Origin of the sequence: Pseudoalteromonas sp. Ld19 (assembly GCF_045064135.1) — a bacterium.
Classification (GTDB): domain Bacteria; phylum Pseudomonadota; class Gammaproteobacteria; order Enterobacterales; family Alteromonadaceae; genus Pseudoalteromonas; species Pseudoalteromonas aliena.
In genome coordinates this window covers 402,886-426,658 of record NZ_JBISHA010000022.1, presented here as the reverse complement: position 1 = coordinate 426,658, position 23,773 = coordinate 402,886, and the positions used below count along the sequence as shown (strand labels likewise).

At 39.1% G+C, this 23,773-nt stretch carries 27 protein-coding genes; 21 read left to right on the top strand and 6 right to left on the bottom strand.

Going from position 1 to position 23,773, the window contains the following annotated elements:
* The first annotated feature begins 1,239 nt into the window (after nucleotides 1-1,239).
* Together ACJJVZ_RS18820 and ACJJVZ_RS18815 are read left to right on the top strand one after the other, a co-directional pair.
* Nucleotides 1,240-1,401, top strand: coding sequence for a hypothetical protein (locus ACJJVZ_RS18820; RefSeq protein WP_405602693.1), 162 nt, complete (start codon nucleotides 1,240-1,242; stop codon nucleotides 1,399-1,401).
* A 238-nt stretch (nucleotides 1,402-1,639) separates the two neighbouring features.
* Nucleotides 1,640-1,780 carry a hypothetical protein gene (locus ACJJVZ_RS18815; protein WP_405602691.1) on the top strand — a complete coding sequence of 47 codons (141 nt, stop codon included), beginning with the start codon at nucleotides 1,640-1,642 and terminating at the stop codon, nucleotides 1,778-1,780.
* A gap of 68 nt (nucleotides 1,781-1,848) precedes the next feature.
* Here the strand turns inward: ACJJVZ_RS18815 and ACJJVZ_RS18810 are convergent, their stop codons facing one another.
* From ACJJVZ_RS18810 to hslR, 3 genes are all read right to left on the bottom strand, one after another.
* Nucleotides 1,849-3,387 (bottom strand): phosphoenolpyruvate carboxykinase, encoded by a 1,539-nt coding sequence (locus ACJJVZ_RS18810; RefSeq protein WP_405602689.1) that lies wholly within the window; start codon nucleotides 3,385-3,387, stop codon nucleotides 1,849-1,851.
* Nucleotides 3,388-3,652: 265 nt separating this feature from the next.
* Nucleotides 3,653-4,498: an Hsp33 family molecular chaperone HslO gene (hslO, locus tag ACJJVZ_RS18805; RefSeq protein WP_405602686.1), complete on the bottom strand. Its 846-nt coding sequence runs from the start codon at nucleotides 4,496-4,498 to the stop codon at nucleotides 3,653-3,655.
* Between the two features lie 12 nt (nucleotides 4,499-4,510).
* A complete protein-coding gene (gene hslR, locus ACJJVZ_RS18800; protein ID WP_405602684.1) occupies nucleotides 4,511-4,933 on the bottom strand; it encodes a ribosome-associated heat shock protein Hsp15 in 423 nt (140 codons plus the stop codon).
* Nucleotides 4,934-5,145: 212 nt separating this feature from the next.
* Between hslR and gspC the strand changes: the two genes are divergently transcribed.
* The 13 genes from gspC to ACJJVZ_RS18735 all read left to right on the top strand — a co-directional run bounded on the left by gspC (nucleotide 5,146) and on the right by ACJJVZ_RS18735 (nucleotide 17,195).
* A complete protein-coding gene (gene gspC / locus ACJJVZ_RS18795; RefSeq protein WP_282131969.1) occupies nucleotides 5,146-6,087 on the top strand; it encodes a type II secretion system protein GspC in 942 nt (313 codons plus the stop codon).
* Between the two features lie 23 nt (nucleotides 6,088-6,110).
* Entirely contained in the window at nucleotides 6,111-8,177 is a 2,067-nt protein-coding gene (gspD, locus tag ACJJVZ_RS18790; protein WP_405602681.1) for a type II secretion system secretin GspD, read from the top strand.
* Nucleotides 8,170-9,735, top strand: a complete 1,566-nt coding sequence (gene gspE, locus ACJJVZ_RS18785) for a type II secretion system ATPase GspE (protein ID WP_405602679.1) — start codon at nucleotides 8,170-8,172, stop codon at nucleotides 9,733-9,735. The genes gspD and gspE overlap by 8 nt, the downstream gene beginning before the upstream one ends.
* Before the next feature lie 2 nt (nucleotides 9,736-9,737).
* Nucleotides 9,738-10,973 carry a type II secretion system inner membrane protein GspF gene (gspF, locus tag ACJJVZ_RS18780; RefSeq protein WP_193154633.1) on the top strand — a complete coding sequence of 412 codons (1,236 nt, stop codon included), beginning with the start codon at nucleotides 9,738-9,740 and terminating at the stop codon, nucleotides 10,971-10,973.
* A gap of 80 nt (nucleotides 10,974-11,053) precedes the next feature.
* Nucleotides 11,054-11,476 carry a type II secretion system major pseudopilin GspG gene (gene gspG, locus ACJJVZ_RS18775; RefSeq protein ID WP_077536640.1) on the top strand — a complete coding sequence of 141 codons (423 nt, stop codon included), beginning with the start codon at nucleotides 11,054-11,056 and terminating at the stop codon, nucleotides 11,474-11,476.
* Between the two features lie 49 nt (nucleotides 11,477-11,525).
* Nucleotides 11,526-12,113 carry a type II secretion system minor pseudopilin GspH gene (gspH, locus tag ACJJVZ_RS18770; RefSeq protein WP_193154635.1) on the top strand — a complete coding sequence of 196 codons (588 nt, stop codon included), beginning with the start codon at nucleotides 11,526-11,528 and terminating at the stop codon, nucleotides 12,111-12,113.
* Nucleotides 12,113-12,487 carry a type II secretion system minor pseudopilin GspI gene (gene gspI, locus ACJJVZ_RS18765; RefSeq protein ID WP_077536642.1) on the top strand — a complete coding sequence of 125 codons (375 nt, stop codon included), beginning with the start codon at nucleotides 12,113-12,115 and terminating at the stop codon, nucleotides 12,485-12,487. Before gspH ends, gspI begins: the two co-directional genes overlap by 1 nt.
* Nucleotides 12,488-13,165: a type II secretion system minor pseudopilin GspJ gene (gene gspJ, locus ACJJVZ_RS18760; RefSeq protein ID WP_193154637.1), complete on the top strand. Its 678-nt coding sequence runs from the start codon at nucleotides 12,488-12,490 to the stop codon at nucleotides 13,163-13,165.
* Nucleotides 13,165-14,151 carry a type II secretion system minor pseudopilin GspK gene (gspK, locus tag ACJJVZ_RS18755; protein ID WP_273047312.1) on the top strand — a complete coding sequence of 329 codons (987 nt, stop codon included), beginning with the start codon at nucleotides 13,165-13,167 and terminating at the stop codon, nucleotides 14,149-14,151. Before gspJ ends, gspK begins: the two co-directional genes overlap by 1 nt.
* Complete coding sequence (gene gspL, locus ACJJVZ_RS18750) at nucleotides 14,148-15,353, top strand: type II secretion system protein GspL (protein WP_405602675.1); 1,206 nt, start codon at nucleotides 14,148-14,150, stop codon at nucleotides 15,351-15,353. Before gspK ends, gspL begins: the two co-directional genes overlap by 4 nt.
* On the top strand, nucleotides 15,350-15,823 hold the full coding sequence (gene gspM, locus ACJJVZ_RS18745) for a type II secretion system protein GspM (RefSeq protein ID WP_077536646.1): 474 nt from the start codon (nucleotides 15,350-15,352) through the stop codon (nucleotides 15,821-15,823). Before gspL ends, gspM begins: the two co-directional genes overlap by 4 nt.
* Nucleotides 15,824-15,826: 3 nt before the next feature.
* The gene (locus tag ACJJVZ_RS18740; protein ID WP_405602672.1) at nucleotides 15,827-16,585 is read left to right on the top strand and encodes a type II secretion system protein N; all 759 of its coding nucleotides are present in this window, start codon (nucleotides 15,827-15,829) and stop codon (nucleotides 16,583-16,585) included.
* 22 nt (nucleotides 16,586-16,607) lie between these two features.
* On the top strand, nucleotides 16,608-17,195 hold the full coding sequence (locus tag ACJJVZ_RS18735; RefSeq protein ID WP_405602670.1) for a UPF0149 family protein: 588 nt from the start codon (nucleotides 16,608-16,610) through the stop codon (nucleotides 17,193-17,195).
* A gap of 44 nt (nucleotides 17,196-17,239) precedes the next feature.
* Here the strand turns inward: ACJJVZ_RS18735 and ACJJVZ_RS18730 are convergent, their stop codons facing one another.
* Nucleotides 17,240-17,446, bottom strand: a complete 207-nt coding sequence (locus ACJJVZ_RS18730) for a hypothetical protein (protein ID WP_077536649.1) — start codon at nucleotides 17,444-17,446, stop codon at nucleotides 17,240-17,242.
* Complete coding sequence (locus ACJJVZ_RS18725) at nucleotides 17,446-17,805, bottom strand: hypothetical protein (RefSeq protein WP_077536650.1); 360 nt, start codon at nucleotides 17,803-17,805, stop codon at nucleotides 17,446-17,448. The genes ACJJVZ_RS18730 and ACJJVZ_RS18725 overlap by 1 nt, the downstream gene beginning before the upstream one ends.
* A gap of 290 nt (nucleotides 17,806-18,095) precedes the next feature.
* Between ACJJVZ_RS18725 and ccoG the strand changes: the two genes are divergently transcribed.
* The 6 genes from ccoG (at nucleotide 18,096) to ACJJVZ_RS18695 (ending at nucleotide 22,630) form a co-directional block, all read left to right on the top strand.
* Nucleotides 18,096-19,526, top strand: a complete 1,431-nt coding sequence (gene ccoG / locus ACJJVZ_RS18720) for a cytochrome c oxidase accessory protein CcoG (protein ID WP_405602667.1) — start codon at nucleotides 18,096-18,098, stop codon at nucleotides 19,524-19,526.
* 49 nt (nucleotides 19,527-19,575) lie between these two features.
* Entirely contained in the window at nucleotides 19,576-20,550 is a 975-nt protein-coding gene (locus ACJJVZ_RS18715) for a serine/threonine protein kinase (RefSeq protein WP_138585103.1), read from the top strand.
* A 34-nt stretch (nucleotides 20,551-20,584) separates the two neighbouring features.
* Complete coding sequence (locus ACJJVZ_RS18710) at nucleotides 20,585-21,208, top strand: thiol:disulfide interchange protein DsbA/DsbL (RefSeq protein ID WP_138585102.1); 624 nt, start codon at nucleotides 20,585-20,587, stop codon at nucleotides 21,206-21,208.
* A gap of 20 nt (nucleotides 21,209-21,228) precedes the next feature.
* Nucleotides 21,229-21,867, top strand: a complete 639-nt coding sequence (locus tag ACJJVZ_RS18705) for a thiol:disulfide interchange protein DsbA/DsbL (protein WP_405602663.1) — start codon at nucleotides 21,229-21,231, stop codon at nucleotides 21,865-21,867.
* Nucleotides 21,868-21,927: 60 nt separating this feature from the next.
* Nucleotides 21,928-22,095 (top strand): 2-thiouracil desulfurase family protein, encoded by a 168-nt coding sequence (locus ACJJVZ_RS18700; protein WP_405602660.1) that lies wholly within the window; start codon nucleotides 21,928-21,930, stop codon nucleotides 22,093-22,095.
* A 181-nt stretch (nucleotides 22,096-22,276) separates the two neighbouring features.
* Nucleotides 22,277-22,630 (top strand): DUF523 domain-containing protein, encoded by a 354-nt coding sequence (locus ACJJVZ_RS18695; protein ID WP_405602657.1) that lies wholly within the window; start codon nucleotides 22,277-22,279, stop codon nucleotides 22,628-22,630.
* 10 nt (nucleotides 22,631-22,640) lie between these two features.
* Here ACJJVZ_RS18695 and trmA read toward each other — a convergent pair whose 3' ends face one another.
* The gene (gene trmA / locus ACJJVZ_RS18690; protein WP_405602654.1) at nucleotides 22,641-23,738 is read right to left on the bottom strand and encodes a tRNA (uridine(54)-C5)-methyltransferase TrmA; all 1,098 of its coding nucleotides are present in this window, start codon (nucleotides 23,736-23,738) and stop codon (nucleotides 22,641-22,643) included.
* Between the last annotated feature and the right edge of the window lie 35 nt (nucleotides 23,739-23,773).

Sequence of the window (23,773 nt, the reverse complement as noted above, 5' to 3'; positions counted from 1 at the left end):
CCATGCCGAACTCAGTAGTGAAACGAAACAGCGCCGATGATAGTGTAGCATTTGCTATGTGAAAGTAGGACATTACCAGGCTTCAAATTAAAGAAACCCGTTACAGCAATGTGACGGGTTTTTTGCTATCTGGGATTTAGCTAATAGCCAAGAGCCCAAACCGAACTCAGTAGTGAAACAAAACAGCTCGAAGGCGAGCCCCACGGAAGGCCGCCCCGACGCAAAGATAGTATCCCATTTGCTATGTGACTTTTTACCGCTGTGGGCACTATGACATTATACAGGCTTCAAATTGTAGAGAGCCCGAATCTAACGATTCGGGCTTTTTTACGTCTGTAGGAAAGTAAATGTGGGTGAATAGCGGACAATAAACGATGTAGCATTTCACTGTGGCTCTCCACCGCTGAGGGCACGACGACATTCTACTGCGTAGCGCACACACTTCAAATTGTAGAGAGCCTGAATCTAACGATTCGGGCTTTTTTACGTCTGTAGAAAAATTAATTTAGGTTGTACAAACTCAAATTGGAACAGCCTGAAGACAGCCTCCGGCGATGCTAGTGATACCAAACTGTATAAATCTTTGATCAATTTAAATAATTAAATTGCACTATAATGTAGTTAAAAATTTTTATTTAGAACAACTAGATACAAAAATTTTTTGCCTAGTTCTAGCGTAATTTTCTTTACGCTAAATAGACCCCATATATAAGCAGATTGGTATAATAGCTGTATTAACAGGAGTGGATATGTACCAAAACTTTCCTTTATTAATAAATACCAGATCTAATGCTCAGCATCGATTGAAGTTATTTGCCGATCCCCGCTTTACTGAGGGGAAAAAATAGAACCGAAATCGCTTTTTTAAAAGTGAGCAGAAGAAGTATAAATATTTGGAGCAAAGCATACTTTGATCATGGTTTAGTGGGCTAAGTAAAAACCGAGTAACAAAGAGTTAATCGTTCCTAGAAAGAATCTAAAGGGCAGCGCATGTCTGGCATTTATGCTGCGTTATCGCCAATTTATGGGGAATGCCCACACGGCATAGGTCTGCCTTGCCTGAATACTAAACAGTCTGCTGAGAAATCAATCACGAAAGGTCAACACGCCCTAGTAAAATCATATGTAGTCGAAAGCAATCAGCTCAAGCACAAGACGCTTTTAAAAAATTCTAAATCGAAACGGTCCTTAAGACCCCAGAACATGTGTCTCTTGATAACGTGCTTGTTTGGTTTCAAGATGAAGCACGGTTTGGTCAAAGAAGCACAACCACTAAAATCTGGGCAGAGAAAGGAGCAAGACCAAGAGCGATTCAACAGCAGCAATTTGAGTATTCATACCTTTTCGGCGCTGTTTGTATTAGTAACAGACATACTGAAGCACTTGTTTACTGGTGAGTAATAGTGAAGGAATGAGAAAACATTTAAAGCTTATATCAAATCTATATCTGAGGGTAAGTACTCAGTAGTTATAATGCATCAAGCTAGCTGGCACTCAAGCTATCTTGTTGCAGAATTCAACAATCTCGTAATTATCCATCCATTCCCTTATTTACTTAACCTGAACTCTGGTTAAGAGATTTACTACGTATTGAATCATGATGATATTTAAATTTATTTTCCCCAGCCAGAGATTTTCAGTGAAAAAAAGGCAACTTTATGCGTCAATAGCGGGCCTATTGCAAGTAAATTCAACGCAGTTAGCGCAAAAAATAGCTGCTAGAGATAGATTTATTATAAAGAGTTTAGGTTACTTAGTGTTGGCATGGGATATTCGTTGAATGGATCAAAAACGCCAGCGTGAGCTGGCGTTTTAATGCAAATTCAAAGCTAATTTATAAAAAAATAATTAAGCTTTAGGCCCTGCATTCTTTATATCATCAGACACATCGTACTTAGCAAAGTTTTCAGTGAAGTCAGCAGCAAGTTTAGCGGCATATTCATTGTACTTAGCTTTATCTTCCCAAGTATTGATAGGATTGAGTAAGTTAGTATCTACACCCGGAACTTCAACAGGTACATCAAGGTTTAATACATCGATATGTTGTGTTTCAACACTTGCTAATTTACCTGATACGATTGCATCTACAACTGCGCGAGTTGTTGGAATGTCAAAACGTTTACCAGTGCCGTAAGGACCACCTGTCCAGCCGGTATTAACTAAATATACTTTAGCGCCAAACTCGCGTACTCGTTTCATTAGTAACTCGGCGTAAACGCCTGCTGGACGAGGGAAAAATGGTGCACCAAAACATGTTGAAAACGTAGATTCAATATCACTTGTAGAACCAATTTCAGTCGATCCTACTTTTGCTGTATAACCACTTAAAAAATGAAATGCGGCGGCTTCTTCGCTGAGTATTGATACCGGTGGTAGTACACCACTAACATCACATGTTAAGAAAACAACGGCTTTTGGTTCGCCTGCACGGTTTTCTACTTTTCGCTTTTCAACGTGCTCAAGCGGATAGGCCGCACGGCTATTTTGAGTTAGGCTCGTATCGTGAAAATCTGGAACGCCTTTTTTATCTAACACGACGTTTTCTAAAATTGTACCGAAACGAATAGCATCCCAAATAACAGGTTCATTCTTTTGAGAAAGATCGATACATTTAGCGTAACAACCGCCTTCGATGTTAAATACACTACCGGGTGCCCAACCATGTTCATCATCGCCGATTAAAAAGCGAGTTGGATCTGCAGATAACGTTGTTTTACCAGTACCTGATAAACCAAAAAATAATGCAGTATCGCCAGCTTCGCCTACATTTGCAGAGCAGTGCATTGGTAATACACCTTTTGCTGGTAGTAGGAAATTTTGGACAGAGAACATCGATTTTTTCATTTCACCGGCATAACGCATACCCGCAAGTAACACTTTACGCTGCGCGAAGTTAATAATAACCGTGCCATCGCTATTTGTGCCATCACGTTCTGGCTCACATACAAATGACGGGACGTTCATCACTTGCCATTGAGGCAGATCAGAAGCGTTGTAATTTTGTGGTTCAATAAACATATTTTTGGCAAAAATATGATGCCACGCTGTTTCTGTAGTTACAATAACAGGCAAGTAATGCTCGGTGTCCGCGCCAACTTCTAGGTGAGAGGTGAAGTGGTCGTTACTTTGAACATGTGCTTCTACGCGAGCCCATAGTGCGTCAAATTTATCTTCATCGAATGGGCGATTTACGTTGCCCCATTGGATATCGTCTTGAGTAGTTACTTCTTGAACAATAAAACGATCTTTTGGTGAACGACCAGTACGACGACCGGTGATTGCAACAAAAGCTCCGTTTGCGGCTAAAGTCCCTTCGCCACGGCGGATCGCGTGCTCGACAAGTTCAGCTGCGGTTAAATCGACAAAACGTGTAGCGCTTGAAGTCATGTTTATACCTAACTATATGAGAGATTGAACGGATAGCTCTGGGTTCTTAATTACCTTAAGCTGTAATTATAGTAACAGAAGGGTTGGGGATGTTCGAGCCTATGAAAGCGTTAAAAACACATATATTTAGTAAAAAACATGAATAATTTCAATGATACCGGTGTCATAAAAGTTGTTAGTTTTATGACACCGGTATCATTTTTTATGAACAAAAAAGCTGCAGTGTTTACAGCTTTTCAGAGTGTACTTTTTTTAGAGGGGGTTCTTAATTAAAAATGTTTTTTACGTCTTGTTCATTAAAAACATATTCTTTTAAACAATAATGACAGCTAATGTTAACCGAACCTTTTTCATCAATATCTTTAAGTAGGTCTTGCTGTCCTATATTGACAAGGGCAGTAATTGTTTTCTCGCGACTGCAACCACACTTAAATTTAATGGCCTGTGGTTCGAACACACGAGGGTTATCTTCGTGGTATAAGCGAGTAAGCACTGTATTAGCATCAAGATGTAATAGTTCTTCGTTTTTAATCGTATTACTTAGGGCTTCTAAATGGGCAAAGTCTTCAATTGATTTTTGCTTGTCAACAGGGAGTACTTGTAAAAATAAACCACATGCTTTAGCGCTGCCTTCAGTTGTATCAGTTGCAAACCAAAGACGTGTTTTTAATTGCTCTGACTGCTCAAAGTAACTTTCAATACACTCACTCAATGTATCGTGTTCTAAAGGCACAATGCCTTGGTAGCGTTCGCCTTTATCTGGGGTAATAGTTATCACCATGTAACCTTGGCCGATAAGCTCTTTCACGGTGGTCCCTGTTACTTCACTTTGCAAACGAGCGATACCACGCATATTTTGTTTATCGTCGCCATTAATAACTGCGTATTTAACAGGCCCATCACCTTGTAACTGTACGGCTATTTCACCTTCAAACTTTAAAGTTGCAGTGAGTAAGCATGTTGCAACGAGCAATTCACCTAGTAATGCTTTAACAGGAGCCGGATAATTATGATCGGCAATCATTTCATTGTAGGTACTTTCGATTTGAACGAGTTCGCCACGAACATCTAGTTCATTGAATAAATAACGGTGAAGTAAATCTTGTTGCATGAGCGGCTTTACCTAACTTGATTTCATTTTTAAGAGTTCGCGTCTTTGCTTTTTATCTGGTTTTTTTACCGGATGAGGTGCAAAGAAGCTGTTATTTTTACGTGCGATGGTATTCTCTTCGCGTTTAACAATACTTGCAGCAGATTCTTGATACAAGGTCTGTGCAATGGGGGCGCTTTGTCGGTTTTCAAGCACTTTTAATATAGTAACTATTTTTTCATCCACGCCTTGAGCAAGTTTAACGGTTGCTCCAACCTCTACAATTTTACTCGCTTTGGTACGCTGGCCATTATAATGTACTTTACCGCCTTGTACCATTTCACGAGCAGCTGCGCGTGTTTTATAAAAACGTGCTGCCCATAGCCATTTATCTAATCGAACTTTTACTTCGTCTGCATGGTCTGAGTTTGACTTGCTATTACTTCTTTTACTCATAAGGCATTCTATCCACTTTAGTTATAACTTAAAATTTATCATGGAATCATCATCGGATGAAGGTATTACATAGGAAGTTTGCTTTTTATACAGACAAGTTAAATTAATTCATTCTGTTTACAAAGTTTAATATTAGTACTCTTGTTGAATGAAAAATGAAAGGGTACTATGGGTACGCGCTTACGCAGTAAATTAAAATAAGAATACTATTTATGGAACAGCAAATTCAGCAATTTAAACAATTTTTAACGCGGTTACCGCATGCTAAATTAAGTGCGTTAGTTACACTGTTAGTTGTTGTTTACCTTGCTTTTTTATTATCAAAATTAGTTTGGCTTGTTTGGCCAAAGCCGGTTATATCTCCTCTTGCTCCTGCGCAACATACTAGTCAATCAAATAATGTTCGTAATAGTTCGGCCCAACATATCATTGAACAATTTTTATTCGGTAAAGCAATTGTAACAAATAACAATAACACTGCGCAGCAATCGCAGGTTGTTAACAATGCGCCAGAGACTCGCCTAAGTATTAATCTCACTGGTATTGTTGCGGTGAGTAATGATGATCAAGGTGGAGTGGCGATTATTGAATCACAAGGTAAACAAGTAAGTTATTTAGCTGAAGATGTTGTACAAGGTACCCGAGCTAAAGTGGCGCAAATATTACCAGACCGTGTAATTTTAAACGTGAGTGGCCGCTTTGAAACATTAATGCTCGATGGTCTCGATTTTACTAAAACGGTATCGATGCCTGTTTTAGCTGCACGTAATGATGAAGATATGGGGCCGCAGCAATTTGTATCGAGTGAGCTGAAAATAGATGCCACTGCTGATCCGCAAGTAAAGCAATCAATAATAGAGACACGTGAAGAATTACTCGAAGAACCAGGTAAATTATTTGATTACATACGTGTTTCACAAGCAATGAACGATGGAGAGCTCATTGGTTATCGCTTAAGTCCAGGTAAAGAACCTGCATTATTTAAGCAAATGGGTTTACAAAATAACGATTTAGCTATTGCAATTAATGGCTATCAACTAACAGATCTAAAACAGGCAATGTCAGCTATTAATGAGCTGCGCAATAGCACGGATGCCAATATCACTATAGAACGTGATGGCGAACAAATAGATGTGCAATTTAGTCTGCAATAACATAGCTTTGGAGTTTTAATATAATGGTTCAGGTGCTACACCTCAAAAAAATTAAAAAAGGGTTAGCTAAGTACGCGGCACTTTTTTTAGCGGCAAGTATTTCATTGTCAGTTTCAGCTGTTGAATACGCTGCTAACTTTAAAGGGACAGATATCAACGAGTTTATCAACATCGTTGGTAAAAACCTTAATAAAACAGTCATCATTGACCCTAATGTGCGTGGCAAAGTAAACGTACGCAGCTATGAGTTAATGGATGAAGCACTTTATTATCAGTTCTTTTTAAATGTATTGGAAGTTTACGGTTACTCGGCCGTTGAAATGGATAATGGCATTATAAAAATAGAAAAAAGTTCTGATGCTAAAAAGTCTAATGTACCACTAATTACCGAAGGTAGTGACGCTAGCGGCGACATGATGATCACACGAGTTGTACGAGTTAAAAACGTAAGCGTACAAGAACTTGGCCCACTGGTAAGGCAATTTAGTGACCAAAAAGATGGTGGTCATGTTGCAAACTTTAATGCGGCAAATGTGATGATGCTTACGGGTCATGCAGCATCGGTTAATCGTTTAGTTGAGATTATTCGTTCGGTTGATCAAGCTGGCGATAAGCGTGTAGATATAGTTAAGCTTAAGTTTGCTACTGCTGATGATGTAGTGTCAGTGGTCGATAATATCTACAAAGATAATGGTAAAGGCAGTGTTCCTGAGTTCTTAATTCCAAAAGTAGTGGCAGATGGCCGAACTAATAGTGTAATTGTAAGTGGTGAAGGTCAAGCTCGTACGCGTGCAATTGAACTTATTAAGCGCTTAGATGGGGAGTTAGAAAGCCAAGGTAATACAAAGGTATTTTACCTAAACTACGCGAAAGCTGAAGATTTAGTGAAAGTATTACAAGGCGTTAGTAAATCGCTAACGGATGATGCGCAAGGCGGGGCGACAAAAACACGTAGCCGCAGTAAAAATGAAACCAGTATTGAAGCCCACCCAGATTCCAACTCATTAATTATCACAGCGCAACCAGACACAATGCGTTCACTTGAATCAGTAATAGAGCGAATAGATATTCGTCGTGCACAAGTTTTAGTCGAAGCCATAATTATAGAAGTGATGGAAGGCGATGGGGTTAACCTCGGGTTGCAATGGATTTCTGAACAAGGTGGTATGCTGCAATTTAACAATGGTAAAACGGTTCCTGTTGGGTCTGTTGCGGTAGCAGCTGAACTATCTCGAGATAAAACAGTGACTAAAACGATCATAGGTACTGAAACAGGCACACCTACTCAATATAACGAAACTTCTGAGGGTGACTATGGCCCTTTAGCTTCAATATTGGGTGGTATTAATGGTTTAGCAATGGGTGTGATAAAAAATGATTGGGGCGCTATTATACAGGCAGTATCAACCAATACTAACTCAAATATACTGGCAACACCGTCTATTACAACAATGGATAACCAAGAAGCATCTATTTTAGTCGGTCAAGAAGTGCCTATTATTACTGGCTCTCAAACAGGTACAGATAATGGTAGTAATCCATTCCAAACGGTTGAGCGCCAAGAGGTCGGTATTAAACTAAAAGTAACACCGCAAATTAATGATGGCTCAGCGGTACAGCTTACTATTGAACAAGAGGTGTCGAGTGTTAGTGGTGCAACCGCTGTTGATATTTCAGTGAATAAACGTTCAATTAAAACAACCGTTATGGCCGATGATGGTGGCATGGTTGTTTTGGGTGGTTTGATTGATGAAGACGTACAAGAGAGTGTTTCTAAGGTGCCATTACTAGGGGACATACCTGTATTAGGGCATCTGTTTAGATCAACAAATACAACGCGCAAAAAGCGTAATCTAATTGTATTTATTCGCCCGACTATTATTCGTGATGGTATAAGCATGAATAAGTTAAGCTTTAACAAGTATAACTTTATTCGTGGTGAGCAATTTAAACAGCGCGAAGATGGGATTGAGTTAATGCCTGCGACTGATTCACCAATTTTACCTGAATGGAATGATGAATTAGTACTGCCACCAACGTATGAAGATTCTTTACGTAAACAAAATGCACAAGAGCGTAAAGATGACTAATGCGATTGAAGAGATAAACCAAGATGTGGTTCATCCTAAAATGCATAAGCAGGACGAGCTATCAATCGATGATGTGCTAATCGAACTCCCCGCAAAGCGATTACCGTTTTCGTACGCAAGACGTGCTGGTGTATTACTGAGCAAAAATAAAGAGCATCGAATAGTATATTACCGTGGCGAGCTTGATGTGGAGGTACTATTAGAAGTACGCCGTATTGCAGGGCATGGTTTTACGCTTGAGCAGCTTGCGGATGATAAGTTTGAACTATTGCTTGAAGCATCTTATCAGCGAGATAGTTCGGAAACCCAGCAGATGATGGAAGACATTGGCAATGAAGTTGATTTATTCTCACTTGCTGATGAACTCCCGCAAACTGAAGACTTACTTGCTGGTGACGATGATGCACCTATCATAAAACTCATTAATGCCATGCTGAGCGAGGCAATTAAAGAGGGCGCGTCTGATATACATATCGAAACCTTCGAGCAAGAGCTTGTTATTCGTTTCAGGGTGGATGGTGTATTAAAAGAAGTGCTTAAGCCAAATCGAAAACTGGCCTCTCTATTGGTGTCGCGTATAAAAGTAATGGCTAAGCTTGATATAGCCGAAAAGCGTATCCCACAAGATGGTCGCATTAGTCTTCGTATTGCAGGACGTGCAGTTGACGTGCGTGTATCTACAATGCCATCGAGTTTTGGTGAGCGTGTAGTACTGCGTTTACTTGATAAAAATAATGCCCGCCTAAATCTTGAAGACTTAGGTATGACCGCAGATAATCGTGCATTGTTTTCAGATTTAATTAGTAAACCCCACGGCATTATTTTGGTAACAGGGCCAACGGGCTCTGGTAAAAGTACCACTTTATACGCTGGTATGAGTCAAATTAACTCACGTGATCGTAATATTTTAACTGTTGAAGATCCAATTGAGTACGAGATCCCAGGCATTGGCCAAACACAAGTTAATAGCAAAGTTGATATGACATTTGCTCGAGGTTTGCGTGCAATATTACGTCAAGATCCTGATGTAGTGATGGTGGGTGAAATACGCGATCTTGAAACTGCGCAAATTGGTGTTCAAGCGTCACTTACCGGTCACCTTGTTATGTCTACTCTGCATACTAATACCGCATCGGGTGCAATTACCCGTATGGAAGATATGGGTGTTGAACCATTCCTACTTTCATCTTCATTGCTCGGTGTGTTGTCGCAACGTTTAGTACGTACGTTATGTAATACCTGTAAAGAAGGCCACACAGCAGACGAGCATGAATGTCAGCTGTTAGGTGCTCCTTTTGAAAGCCAACCGACGATTTATCGAGCTGTAGGTTGTGAGGAGTGTAACTTCAATGGTTACCGTGGTCGTACTGGTATTCATGAGTTGCTGGTAGTTGATGAAACAATACGTGAAATGATTCACAACGGTAAAGGTGAGCAAAGCGTAGAGAAATACATTCGTAAACGCAGTCCAAGCATCCGTCAAGATGGGTGTAGCCGTGTACTTGCAGGCAAAACAACACTTGAAGAAGTATTGCGTGTTACCCGTGAGGAAGGTTAATTATGGCGGCGTTTGAGTATCGTGCCTTAGATGGTAGGGGTAAAGAAAAAAAAGGTATTTTAGAGGCTGATACCGCGAAACAAATTCGCCAAATTTTACGTGATCAAAAATTAACGCCACTTGAGGTAGTCCCAGCAGCGCAAAGTGACAAACAAGTAAAAGGTGAAAAAGCGCCTTTATTAGGTAGCTTTTTTAAACCCACTATATCTACTTCTGATTTAGCACTTATCACCCGTCAATTGGCCACGTTAATTCAATCCGCATTGCCTGTTGAGGGAGCCGTCATGGCCGTAGCCGAGCAATGCGAAAAACCACGTTTAAAGCGCATGTTGATGTCGGTACGTTCAAAGGTTGTTGAAGGTTATACACTTGCCGATGGTATGAGTGAATTTCCACATGTGTTTGATGACTTATACCGTGCAATGGTTGCAGCAGGTGAAAAGTCGGGTCATTTAGATCAGGTATTAAATCGATTAGCTGATTACACTGAGCAACGCCAACATATGCGCAGCCAAATTACGCAAGCTATGGTTTACCCTATTATTCTGGTTATATTTGCCATTGGTATTGTTGCGGTTTTGCTGGGAACAGTAGTCCCTAAAATATTAAAAACCTTTGAAAAAACCAAGCAAGTACTCCCTTGGACAACAGAGTGGGTAATGGCCGGTAGTCATTTTGTACAAAACTATTGGTTTATCAGTTTAATTGCTATCACTGGCATCGCTATTGGTATTAAACATGCCTTAAAAAAACCAAAAATACGTTTTTGGTGGGACAATCGAATACTCCACATGCCAGGTATTGGTAAGGTTGCACGTGGTATAAATACAGCTCGCTTTGCGCGAACGCTAAGTATTTTGTCATCAAGCTCAGTACCTTTACTCGAGGGAATGCGTATATCGGGTGGGGTGTTAGTAAATGAAAAAATTAAAAAAGCAGTGGCGGATGCTTCCGATAGAGTGAGTGAAGGTGCTAGTTTACGAGCTGCCCTTCAGCAAACTAAGTTGTTTCCACCGATGATGCTGCATATGATAGCCAGTGGCGAAAAGTCAGGCGAACTTGAACAAATGCTAGAGCGCGCTGCAAATAACCAAGACCGCGAATTTGAAAGTATGGTTAATGTATCGTTAAAATTATTAGAACCGGCAATGATTGCCTCTATGGCGGTTATTGTACTGTTTATAGTGATGGCAATTTTGCAGCCAATAATGGCAATGAATAAAGCCGTAGGGCTTTAACTCTTGCTTAGTTTTTTTATATATTAGTGGTTTTACCTAAACCATTTTTACTTAATATTTTAGAATAATGAGGTAATTACGTGAATAAACAATCAGGTTTTTCTTTACTAGAAGTGATGGTGGTACTGGTTATCATCGGGATGATTATGTCAATTGTTGCGCCTAATATTATGGGTCAGCAAGAAGAGGCTGCAATTGATAAGGCACACTTGGATATTCAGCAACTTGAAGACGCAATGAGCCTTTACAAGCTTAAAAATAAAAGCTATCCAACCACAGAGCAAGGCCTTGAAGCGCTTGTAAATAAAACGAATATTGAACCGGTACCAAAGCGTTTTCCAGATGGTGGTTTTATTAGTGAATTACCTGATGATCCATGGGGTAAACCATACCAATTAATCAGCCCAGGAGAAGCCGGGAAGTTTGATATTTTTTCTGTTGGACCTGATGGTGAAGCTGGTACAGAGGATGATATAGGTAACTGGGATCCTGAGAAGCAATAATGTTAATCAATAGTGCTTTGAATTTATACGTTAATAACCAGAGCTTGCTATGCAAGTAAGCTCTGAACGTATGCATAGAAAAAGCCGAGGCTTTAGTTTAATTGAAATTTTAGTGGTATTAGTGATCATCGCTTTTGCTACCAAAATGGTGGTATATAGCTTAGAAGGCGGTGCAGAGGATGAGCTAGATACTCAAGCACTTAGGCTGCATACCACCATTAATATGGCATCAGAGTTTGCTATTTTGAACCAAGTTGAATTGGGATTTCAGGTAGACAAAAATAAGTTCGAATTTTTAGTTTTTGATAGTGAGAAATGGATAACGTTTGACCGAGAAGAGTTATTTAATCCCGTTGAGTTTGACGAACGTTTTAAATTAACACTAAACCTAGAAGATTTAGCGTGGGCAGCAGATAACTTACTCGAACAATCCAATTGGCGTGAATTAATGAGCGGCGGCGACGAAGACAGCTTATTAGAACTTAAAAAGCTCAAAATCCCTCAAGTACTTATACTGTCATCGGGTGAAGTCAGTGCATTTCAGCTAACACTTGAGTTAAAAGATCAAAGAGAGCCTGTTTACTTTATAGAGGGTGAATTTACTGCCCCTGTTAATTTGCGCCGAGAGCCAGAATAATGGATAACAATAAAGGATTTACTTTATTAGAGGTATTAGTTGCGCTAAGTATTTGTGCTATGACAGGTATTGCAGCAATGCAAGTAACTAGCGAGCATATACATCACTTATCAAGCATTGAAGATCAAACATATGCCTCATGGGTCGCAGAAAATATCTTGGTAGAGCAGCGCACTAAAGGTGAGCAATGGCAAAGTAAAAGCGGGTTGCGTGGTAGCGAAGTAATGGCGGGGGTTGAGTGGTTTTGGCAACAAGATGTGATGCCTACGGCCGACAAAAGCTTTGTTAAATTAACCATTACTGTTTTTAGTGACGAGAAGTACGAGCGTTCTGTTTATGAGCTTTCCACCTATTTGAATAAAGGTAAGAAATAAGTGAAGCAACGTGGATTTACATTACTTGAAGTAATGGTCGCTCTAGGAATTTTAGCCTTTGTTATTATTGCTACTCACCAAATATTAGAGACTACGACACGGTCTAAAGATGCCTCAGATGAAAAAATAGCTGAGTTAAATGGCTTACAAACTACATTCAGGTTAATGGATCAAGACTTTAGCCAAATGACTAAACGCGCAGTGCGAAACGAAGCCGGCGATGTACAAGAGCTCTATTTACTCGCTGGGCGTTATGTTTTAGAAAGCCAATATCATGGGATTGCGTTTGTGCGTGATGGCTGGGTAAATCCAATTAATTTACTACCCCGCTCAGAATTACAAGCGGTTGGTTATAGAGTGATTGATGATAACTTAGAAAGAGTGTATCGCGTGTATGTAGATCAACTTGATAACACTGAACCACGAGTGCAAGTTATCCTCAAAGGTATCGAAGAGCTAAAGTTTGAATTTCTTGATGACAAAAATAAATGGCTAGAGCAATGGGATATTAAGGCATTACCGAAAGCGGTTGCCGTTACATTGCAGCAAGTTGACGCGAAACCAATTCGCCGTGTATTTTTAGTGCCAGGACAAGGCAAGGTGATCACGCCCACGAGTACAGCAACAAATGGTTCAACACCTAATACAACTAATAAAAATAGCAGAGGCACGCCATAATGGGGTATCAATCATCGCGTGGGGCTGCCATTGTTATTGTATTATTTATGGTGGCGTTAGCGGCTATTTTAGCTGTAGAAATGAGTGCTAATTTGATGGTCCAAGTACAAAAAAGTACCAATTTGCAAGGACACCAGCAAGCTAAGTGGTACGCATATGGTGCAGAAGAACTAGCTATTAAAGCACTTACTCAAAGTAAAAAAGATGACCCTGAGAAAACAACATTAGATCAAATATGGGCAAAACAAGGTGATGTTCCTTATCCAGTTGATAATGGCAAGCTGAGTGGCAAAATAACGGACCTACAAGCTTGCCTAAATTTGAATGCTTTAGCCGCAGAACCTGATATAAATAGTGCAAATAAAACAAACCCAGCGCATAAAGCATTGTTTACATTACTTGAAAACATAGAAGACTTATCTGCGAATGAGTCTGAAGAAGCAATGGCTGACAGTGTATTTGATTGGTTAGATGCCAACAGCATTACATATCGCTCAGGTGCAGAAGAGGGAGAGTATTTGTCACAAAAATTCCCATACCTGACCGCAAATAGCTTATTTGCATCAACTTCAGAACTACGATTGATCAAAGGCTTTAATCCGCTGGTAATGGAAAAAATACTCCCTTACGTGTGTGTTATTCCAGGTAGTACTTTGCTTTCTATTAATATAAATACATTAACGCCAGAGCAAGCTCTCCTACTCAGTGCGTTTATTGATGAGTTGAGTTTATCCGGGGCTGAGGCCGTAATAGCAGCAAGACCAGAAGCTGGGTTTGATAGCAAAGAAGTATTTTTTGAACAAGTACTTCAGCAAGGCGGGAAAAACATTAAAGCAGTAGAAAACTTATTTAGTATTAATAGCGAATATTTTAAATTACAAACGCAGGCAACGTTTGTTGATTTGCGTTTTTCGATGACCACATTACTGTATGCCAGCAATGGTGACGTAACGATACTGGCGCGAAAATTTGGAGGCGTACAGTGACAGAAATATTATTGATCCGCACGGGTCAAACTGAACAAGAAACACTTAACTGGTTAATATACTCACCACAAGAACAAGAAATAATAGCCAGTGGAGAGCTTGCTAATGCCAGTCATTTAAGCGAGCTAAGTGAAAAAGCGCAAAGTCGTGAGGTGGTTATTTTACTGCCAAGTGATCAAGTACAGCTAAAAACAGTTACTTTGCCTGCTAAATGGAATCGTAAGCTTGAGCAAGCACTACCGTATATGCTTGAAGAAGATATTGCATGTGACGTAGATGATTTATTTATAGCGGTCGGTGAATCAACCATGATAGATGAGCAACATGCTATACGTGTTGCTATGGTCGATAAAGAGTGGTTTGAGCAATGGCTTGCGCTATTTGTAGAGCATAATTTGTCTGTATATAAAATATTACCAGATGCTTTGTTATTACCTACAGCAGATGATGCAATAACGGCCATAGAACTCAATGGACAATGGTTATTTAAGCAAGGTCAATGGCATATAAGTGCTGTAGAAAGTAGTTGGTTAAATGGTTATTTAACGGCAATGGGTAATCCTGACATAAAGCATTTTAGCCCAGCGACTCAATTTCCTGAAACGGTTAGCCTGCAAGCGCAAACAAGTGATTATGATTTACCTTTAGCATTATTTGCTAAACAGCTTGATAACGTTAAATTCAATCTTCGCCAAGGCATGTATCAACTTAAAAAGAAAAGTACATTATGGTGGGGATACTGGAAAAGTGCTGCGGTTATTACAGGTGTTGCATTAGTATCAACTATTGCAATAAAGGCCGTAGAATTAAATCAATTAAATACTCAGCTAGAAATCACAAAGGCACAAGTGGTTGAGCGTTACCAGAATGCGTTTCCAGGCACTAAAGTTCGTCCGCAACTTGTTAAGAGTCAAATTAGAGGCGCATTAAAAAAAATACAGGGGTCAAGCGACGCTGGCTTTTTAGACTTAACAACAAATTTAGTTAATGTATTTTCTCAAGTGAGTGAATTCACACCTGAAAATTTACGCTACGATAAGCGTCGTAACGAGCTGCGTATTCGAGCTAGGGCGAAGGATTTTCAAACTTTCGGTAAAGTAAAAATATTGCTTGAAAAGCAAGGTTTAACGGTTGACCAAGGCTCATTGAATAACGATGGCGACTTTGTCGTGGGTGAAATTAAACTGCGAGGTGCGGTATGAAAAAGCAGTTGATGCAACATTGGCATTCGCTAAAGGAACAAGAACAACATTTAGTTATGATTGCAGGTGGTGTGTTTATTATTTTCATTTTAGTAATGGGGATCTTTAGGCCACTAAATAATGCAATAGAACGTGCTGAGCAAGCGCAAATTAAACAACAAGAGCTATTGGTTTGGGTTGATGAGAGTATTGTTAAACTCAAAGCTGCGGGCAGTACACAAATTGCCAGTAGCCAAAATTTAAGCCAAATAGTTAACTCAACGCGTGCTCGCTACAAAATTAGCATCAGCAAAATGCAGCCAAGTAATGATTCACTGCGTTTGACGCTCGACTCAATCGAGTTCAATCATTTGATAGAGTGGCTCGATGAACTTGTTAATCAGCATGGTTTACGTGTCGAGAACTTGGATTTAAGCCGCGATGATAAATCTGGTTATGTGCGCGTAAGCCGCTTGGTATTAGAGAAGTAATTAATGAAAAAAACAATAACATTATCTATTTTATTTTTATTTAGCTTTATTATTTTTTGTATTGTTAAGTTGCCCGCAGTTATTGCATTGGACTTAGCTAAACCTTATCTACCTAAGCAGTTAGAAGTAGGTCAAACCGTTGGTAGCATTTGGCAAGGGCAAATGATGCAAGTACGCTTTGATGGCGAGCAATTAAATAATGTGCGTTGGGATATTGCTGGATGGGAGTTATTTACCGGCAACTTAAATACTAATTTAAAGTTTGGTGATCCGCGTGAGCGCAGCGATATTTCAGGCTATGCAAATGTAAATTATGGCTTATTTAATAATACAATTAAAGTAACTGATGGGCTTGTTCGCTCCACCGTTGAAAGAGCAATGCAGCGTATTCAATTACCACTGCCAGTAACAGCAAAAGGCCGCGTAATATTAGAGCTTGATGAATACAGCTCAGGCACGCCCTATTGTGAATCATTAAAAGGCGAAATAGCGAGTCCAGATATTGATGTACAGGGTTTAAACGGTTGGTTTAACATTGGTCCGCTTGGTGGTAACCTTAGTTGTAAGTCTGGCGACATAGCCATACTTATTGATCCTGATAACACCTTAGGGCTTGAAGCTGATGCGATGTTAAAGGCTAATTTCGATTTTAAAGTAGCTGGATACGTAAAGCCTGATGCAACATTACCAAAAGACGTACACGATGCAGTGAAGTTTTTAGGTCGTCCAGATAGAGAAGGTCGTTATCCGCTTAATTTTTAATGTTTACAAATAAAGAGTTTTAATGCAATTACCTCAATTTACTGAGTTGCATGCTACGCAGCTCAGCACATTTTTAGATACTCAGCCTGAAGCGATGACCTTATCGCAAAGCCAAGGTTACTTGTTTGGCGTAATTTGTTCTCCTGAGCCATTAGACGTGCATGAGTGGATTGCACAAATCTTACCAAACACGACAGATAATTTAGACGAAGAAGTCTTGTTTTTATTTATGGCGTTATACCATCAAATAAGCGAGCAAGTGTTTGAGATTGGCTATAAATTACCAACGCAATACAGTTTTGATTTTTGTAAAAGCTGGAGTGAAGGTTTTTTAACAGCGACAACGACTTACACTCAAAAACTATTAACCTCTGAGCAATTAGAAGCAGAATATAATGATGCATTAGAGAGCGCTCAAGCGACATTAAGCTTTTTTGCTCTAGGTGAAGACGCCATTACTACTATCGCTGCGCAAAATAACTTAGGACTACAATCGCTTTGCTTACAGCAATATGAATTAATGGGTGATTTTGCATTAGGCTTTGCCGAGTTGATTGAAATTGTCGCACTTAATAGTGGTTTGTATACAGATGAAGGGTGGGACGAGTAGCTTTTGGGTTACTTATTTTTATAAGTAACCTATTATAAATCTTATTAAGCGCCTAATTCTAACTCTATGTCTGTGCAGCCTTGCTTGCACTTTATTATGCCTTTACCAGACTCTCCAGTGGCTAAATTGAGTGTTAGCATGGTGTTGCACTGTTCGCATTTCAATGCTTTTCCTTGCGCTAATTTCTTAAGCATATTTCGATGTTTGTGAAATGAGTCGCTCGCTTTTTTATTCAATTTTGAAAAGTCCATTACTTCACTCGCTTTTGCGCTAACGATTCAGACACTATTTTGCATACTGTATTTAAGCGGTCATCATAAAAATACAGATTTAAATCACGTTCGCGACAATAACGTAAATGAAATAATCGTACTGAATCATCTGTTGTAAATGTTTTTTCTACATATTCATGCTCAGATTCTGATAATCCCAATTGAGCGCTTATATTGCTTTTAGCCATGCTTGCTGCTGGGTTTCTATTTACTTTTGTTGACTCGCCTAAAAGGCTAACGCCTTCACCTAAAAGCTTTTCTCTTGGCTCTTTTATAAGCGGATGATCGATAGTAAAAAAAGCAAGGATCACAATGACTAATATAATAAATTTTTTCACGAAAGCGCAAACCTTGATCTAAATAGGGTTAAATTATTATGCAGTGTAATAAAATGTGTTTTAAAAGCAAGTGGCGAGGGTGAATAAATTATTAGCAATCAATACCAGTAATTCTAATCAATATTGGTATAATGGCTAGCAGCAGTCAGATATTTCTGAAATATCTGAAAGTATTCAAGTGTCGATTTATTAAACTGAGCATAGTTAGCAAATAACTTGTTAGACCTTATAATATTAGAGTATTTGAATATTGCTGAACTTTTCTTTCCAAGCGGCGTTGAGGAACTTCGATGGACAAACAAATTAAAGTAAAGAACATCCCTGTAGAGGTTAAAATCCAAAAACCGGATTTAAGCCGCCAAGACGACAGATTCAACCCCCGAAACCGCATTTATGTGCGTGCTGTAAAAGGCCTCCATCAGTTACTTAGGCAACGCATCGGTTTTTTAGGCTTACTTGCATTTATGTTGCTCCCTTGGATTAACTTTAACGGTCAACAGGCCGTATTGTTTGATTTGATGGGTCAAAAGTACAATATTTTTGGCTTAACACTATGGCCTCAAGATTTTACTATTTTAGCCTTTATTTTTATGTTGGCGGCCTTTGCGCTGTTTTTGGTCACTACTTTTTACGGCCGAGTATGGTGTGGTTATACCTGCCCGCAAACGGTGTGGACTTTTATATTTATTTGGTTTGAAGAAAAGTGTGAAGGTAAAGCTAATCAGCGTAAAAAGCTCGATGAGCGGCCAATGAACTTTGATAAGTTTTGGCGAAAAACCGCTAAACATACTAGTTGGATATTATTTTCGTTATATACCGCTATTTCTTTTGTGGGTTATTTTACACCTATTCGGGAGTTGCTTCCTGATTTTGTCACTTTCAATCTAGGGGGATATGCGCTTGTTAGTGTGATCTTCTTTGCAGTATGTACCTATTGCAATGCAGGTTGGATGCGTGAAATTATGTGCTTACACATTTGTCCGTATTCTCGCTTTCAGTCGGCTATGTTCGACAAAGACACGTACACGGTAACTTATGATGAAAACCGTGGTGAAAGTCGCGGTCCTCGTTCTCGTAAAGTCGCTCATCAAGATTTAGAAATGGGTGACTGTATAGACTGTAATTTGTGTGTTCAAGTATGCCCAACAGGTATTGATATTAGAAATGGGCTACAAGCCGAGTGTATAAACTGTGGTGCCTGTATAGATGCGTGCGATGGTGTAATGGATAAAATGGAATACCCGCGTGGGCTTATTTCATATACAACAGAGCGAAACCTCGAAACACCTGAAAATAAAACAAATCCTTTGCGAGCTAAAATAATAGGTTACACGGTCATCTTAGTAATATTAACCAGCGCACTCGTGGCTAACATCGCACTGCGTAAAACAATGGACTTTGATATTATTCGCGATCGTAACCAATTATACCGTGTTGATTTTGATGGTTTAGTAGAAAACACCTATACATTAAAGGTCATTAATAAAGCGCAGTACGAGCAAACTTTTAATATTAAAGTACAAGGTTTAGATAACTTTAAATACATAGGAAAACAGTCATTCACTGTGCAAGCAGGGCAATCACACAATGTGCCTTTATCATTAGTAATGGATCCATATGACTTAAAAGCACCTATGACAGAGTTTAACTTTGTGCTTTCACCAATTAACGAACCAGATAACGAAATATTGCAGCCAAGTAACTTTTTCAAAGCGCGATAATAAATTAACAAAAGCGGGGCAGCCCGCTTTTATTTTGTATAAGAGGCATATGAGTAAATTTAGTTTTGTTGACTTAACCCCTGACCTTATTCTTGATGCTATCGAAAGCGTTGGTATTTATGCCGAGTCTGGTTTACTTGCTTTAAATAGCTACGAAAATAGAGTTTACCAATTTGTCGCTGAAGGCGGGAAACGCTACGTCGTTAAGTTTTACCGCCCCGAGCGCTGGAGCAAAGAGCAAATTCAGGAAGAGCACGATTTTGCATTTGAGCTAGCAGAGGCCGAAGTGCCAGTTGTTGCCCCAATAGTGCATAACGGAGCAAGCTTGTTTGAACATCAAGGATATTGGTTTACGCTATTTCCTAGCGTAGGCGGGCGCTTATTTGAAGTTGATAACTTAGATCAACTTGATGTGTTAGGGCGTTTAATTGGACGTATGCATCAAATTGCTAAAACAAAAGCATTTACGCACCGGCCAACAGTGACATGCGAAGAATACTTGCATACAGCTAAAGTTCATCTACAAAAAAGTAACTTAGTCCCTCTTGGTTTAAAAACAGCTTTTTATACTATTTTAGATTTAGTAATAGAAAAAGCTCAAGCGCAATACAAAGAGGTAGAAACGATACGTCTACATGGGGACTGTCACGCAGGCAATATTTTGTGGGCAGGAGACGCACTTATGTTTGTTGATTTAGACGACAGCCGCCAAGGGCCTGCAATTCAAGATTTATGGATGATGCTCAGTGGCGACAGAATGACACAGCTGTTACAGTTAGATACCCTAGTGGGCGCATATGAAGAGTTTTGTGATTTTGATCACACTCAACTCAAATTGATTGAACCTTTGCGAGCAATGCGTATTATTCATTATATGGGTTGGGTCGCAAATAGATGGAGTGATCCGGCTTTTGTACGGAACTTTTCATGGTTTGCAGATGACAAATATTGGGAGCAACAAATTTTAGCTCTCAAGGAGCAGCTTTCTGCATTACAAGAAGAGCCGTTAAAGTTATTGCCATAACATTTTCTTTAAAGACTATTACAATGAGACACACATGCTTAAAAAAATAAAACTTAGCTTATTGCTTCTTTGTTTACCCTTTGCAGCTTTTGCTGCACAGTTTGAAGTTGATAACCAATATACAGTTATTGATGTAGAAAAAAGTTCAACTGCACAAGTAACCGAGTTTTTCTCATTCTATTGCGGCCACTGCTTTAAGTTTGAACCTGTTGCTAAAGCTATCGAAAAAAACTTACCAGACGATGTCGTGTTTATTAAAAATCACGTTAACTTCTTAGGCGGTGTGTCACCGCAAACACAATCAAATTTAAGTTTTGCTTATTTAATTGCTAAAAAGCATGGTCAAGCACACAATATTGCTGAACAAATATTTAAGAGTATTCATATTCAAGGTGCACCGCTAACAGAAATAAAAGATGTTAAAAAACTCCTAGAAATTAATGGTATTGATAGCAACACGTTTGATAGTGATATTGCTAGCATGCCAATTATTTCTGCTGAACGCGCACTGCAAGATAAGCAAAATAAATATTCAGCGTTAGGTGCGCTCACCGGAGTTCCTACCTTTATTGTTAATGATAAATATAAGATAAATATAAATACTATTAAAAGCCAAACAGAGCTTGATGAGTTAGTTAAATTTTTACTAGCATTATAAATTTTTGGAGAATAAAAATAATGATCAAATTAGTTAAAGCAGGCTTGCTTGCACTATTACTGCCTATGGCAGTGACAAGTTTTGCAGCAACTTATGAAGAAGGCGTGCATTACGATGTTGTATCTGAGCGCGCAACTAAAAAGCCAGAAATTAAAGAGTTCTTTTCATTCTACTGTCCGGCATGTAATAACATGGAAGGACTCATTTCAGAATTTAAACCGTCACTTGATAAAAACGTTAAGTTTAAAAAGAGTCATGTAGATTTTGTGGGGGTTCGCGATCCAGAAAATCAACAAATGATGAGCCAAGCGCTTGCAACAGCAGAAGTACTTCCGCAAAAAGATAAAATTATCTCTGCTATTTTTAATCACATTCATACCAAGCGCGCTAAGTTTAATGAGCTTGCAGATGTAAAAGATATCTTTGTAGCGCAAGGCGTTGATGGCGGTAAGTTTGACAAGTTGTTTAAAAGTTTTTCGGTACGTACGCTAAGCTCTAAAATGAAACGCGATCAAGACTACTTTAAAGAAAAAGGCGCACTTCGTGGTGTACCTACTTTTATTGTCAATGGTAAATATAAGTTAAACCTCGGTAAAGAGTCGGGTATAACTAAGCCAGAAGATATCAGTAAACTGATTAACTATTTAGCAAATAAATAAGTTTAGCTAAATCAAAAAAAGCTCCTTAATGGAGCTTTTTTGCTTTATAAGGATATAGTGATGGAAAAAATATTAGTATCGAGTTGCTTGCTAGGACAGCCTGTTCGCTACGATGGTAGGGGGCACGCAATTTTGCATCCACAGCTTAATTTGTGGCAAAAACAAAATAGATTAATAGTGTTTTGTCCTGAGGTCGCTGGTGGGCTTCCTATACCTGGGGCGTGTTGATCTTTGTAGATTGAAATTTGTTCAATCGCGGCGCGAGGTTTGTAACCTAGTGGGCTAAGTAAAAGCCGAGCAACAAAGAGTTGATTGTCCCTAGAAGGAACCCTTCGGGCAGCGCATGTTTGGCATTTATGCTGCGTTATCGCCTATTTATGGGGAATAACCACACTACATAGGCTCTGCCTTGCCTAAAAACCAAACATACAGCTGCAAAATCAATCACGAAAGGTCAACACGCCCTATATCCCCTGCTGAAATAATTCAGGGGAGAGTAGTTACTAATTTAGGAGAAAATGTAACAGAACAGTTTCAAACTGGAGCTAATATAGCGTTAGAACTGTGTAAAAAGAATCAAGTTCGTTTTGCCCTACTTAAAGAATCGAGCCCTTCTTGCGGACGAAATACAATATATGATGGAAAGCATCGCGGAGTAAAAATCGAAGGACTGGGTTTAACTGCTGCATTATTAATAAAAAATGGTATTCAAGTATTTAGTGAAGAGCAAATACCAGCACTTATAAAAGTACTGGCACTTTAATTCTGGCTGGTTATTTGCGTTGTAAAAAAACACCAGACTCAATGTGATGTGTATATGGGAACTGATCAAATATAGCAAAGCGCTTAACGTTGTGCGTACGTGTTAAGAGATCAAGGTCACGCTCAAGGGTTTCAGGATTACACGATATATAAATTATGCTTTCGTAGTTAGCCACTAAGTCACAGGTTAATTCATCCATGCCCGCGCGCGGTGGATCAACTAATATGGTTTGGCAGTCATAGCTTTTAAGGTCAATACCGTCTAAACGAGAGAAAGTACGCTCACCGTTCATAGCTTGGGTGAATTCTTCGCTCGACATACGAATAATATCTAAGTTCTCTACGTTGTTTTTAGCAATATTGTATTGAGCAGAGTGTACAGATGATTTTGATATCTCTGTTGCCAACACTTTATTAAACGAACCAGCTAACGCAATTGAAAAGTTACCGTTGCCACAGTAAAGCTCTAATAAATCATTTTTAAGTGGTTTACATAAATCTTGTGCCCACTCCAGCATACTAATATTTACTTTAGCATTAGGCTGAGTGAAACTGTTTTCTACTTGTTGGTAAATAAGCTCGTGACCATTAACTGTTAAGCGTTCAGTTACAAAGTCATCACCCAGCACTTCTTTTTGTTTGCGAGCACGGCCAATAAAGTCAATTTTGTATTTACTGCTCAGCTTTTCTTTAAGCACTTTAATTTCATTTAACCATTCATCATCTAGTGGCTTGTGATAAAGCAAACTTACTAAAATTTCACCACTTAGCGTTGATAGGTAATCTATTTGAAATAACTTACGACGTAATATTTCGCAAGGCTTAAGGTTTTCAATCATCACCTGCATTACTTCACCTACTAAAGGTGCTGCTGGATCAAACGTATCAACACGGATTTTGTCTTTTGTTTGTTGATCAAACATTATATGAAACAGATCGTCGCCATCATGCCATACTCTAAATTCAGCACGTTGACGGTAGTTAGTTGGCTCTGAACTAAATACTTCTAATTGTTCTACACCAAAACGTTGGAACTGTGCACGTATTCGCTGCTCTTTCTCGCTTAATTGTGCATCGTATTGTGTGGTATCGATTTTAATAACTGCCATTAACGTTACTACCTTATCTCTGAGATCTGTTTATC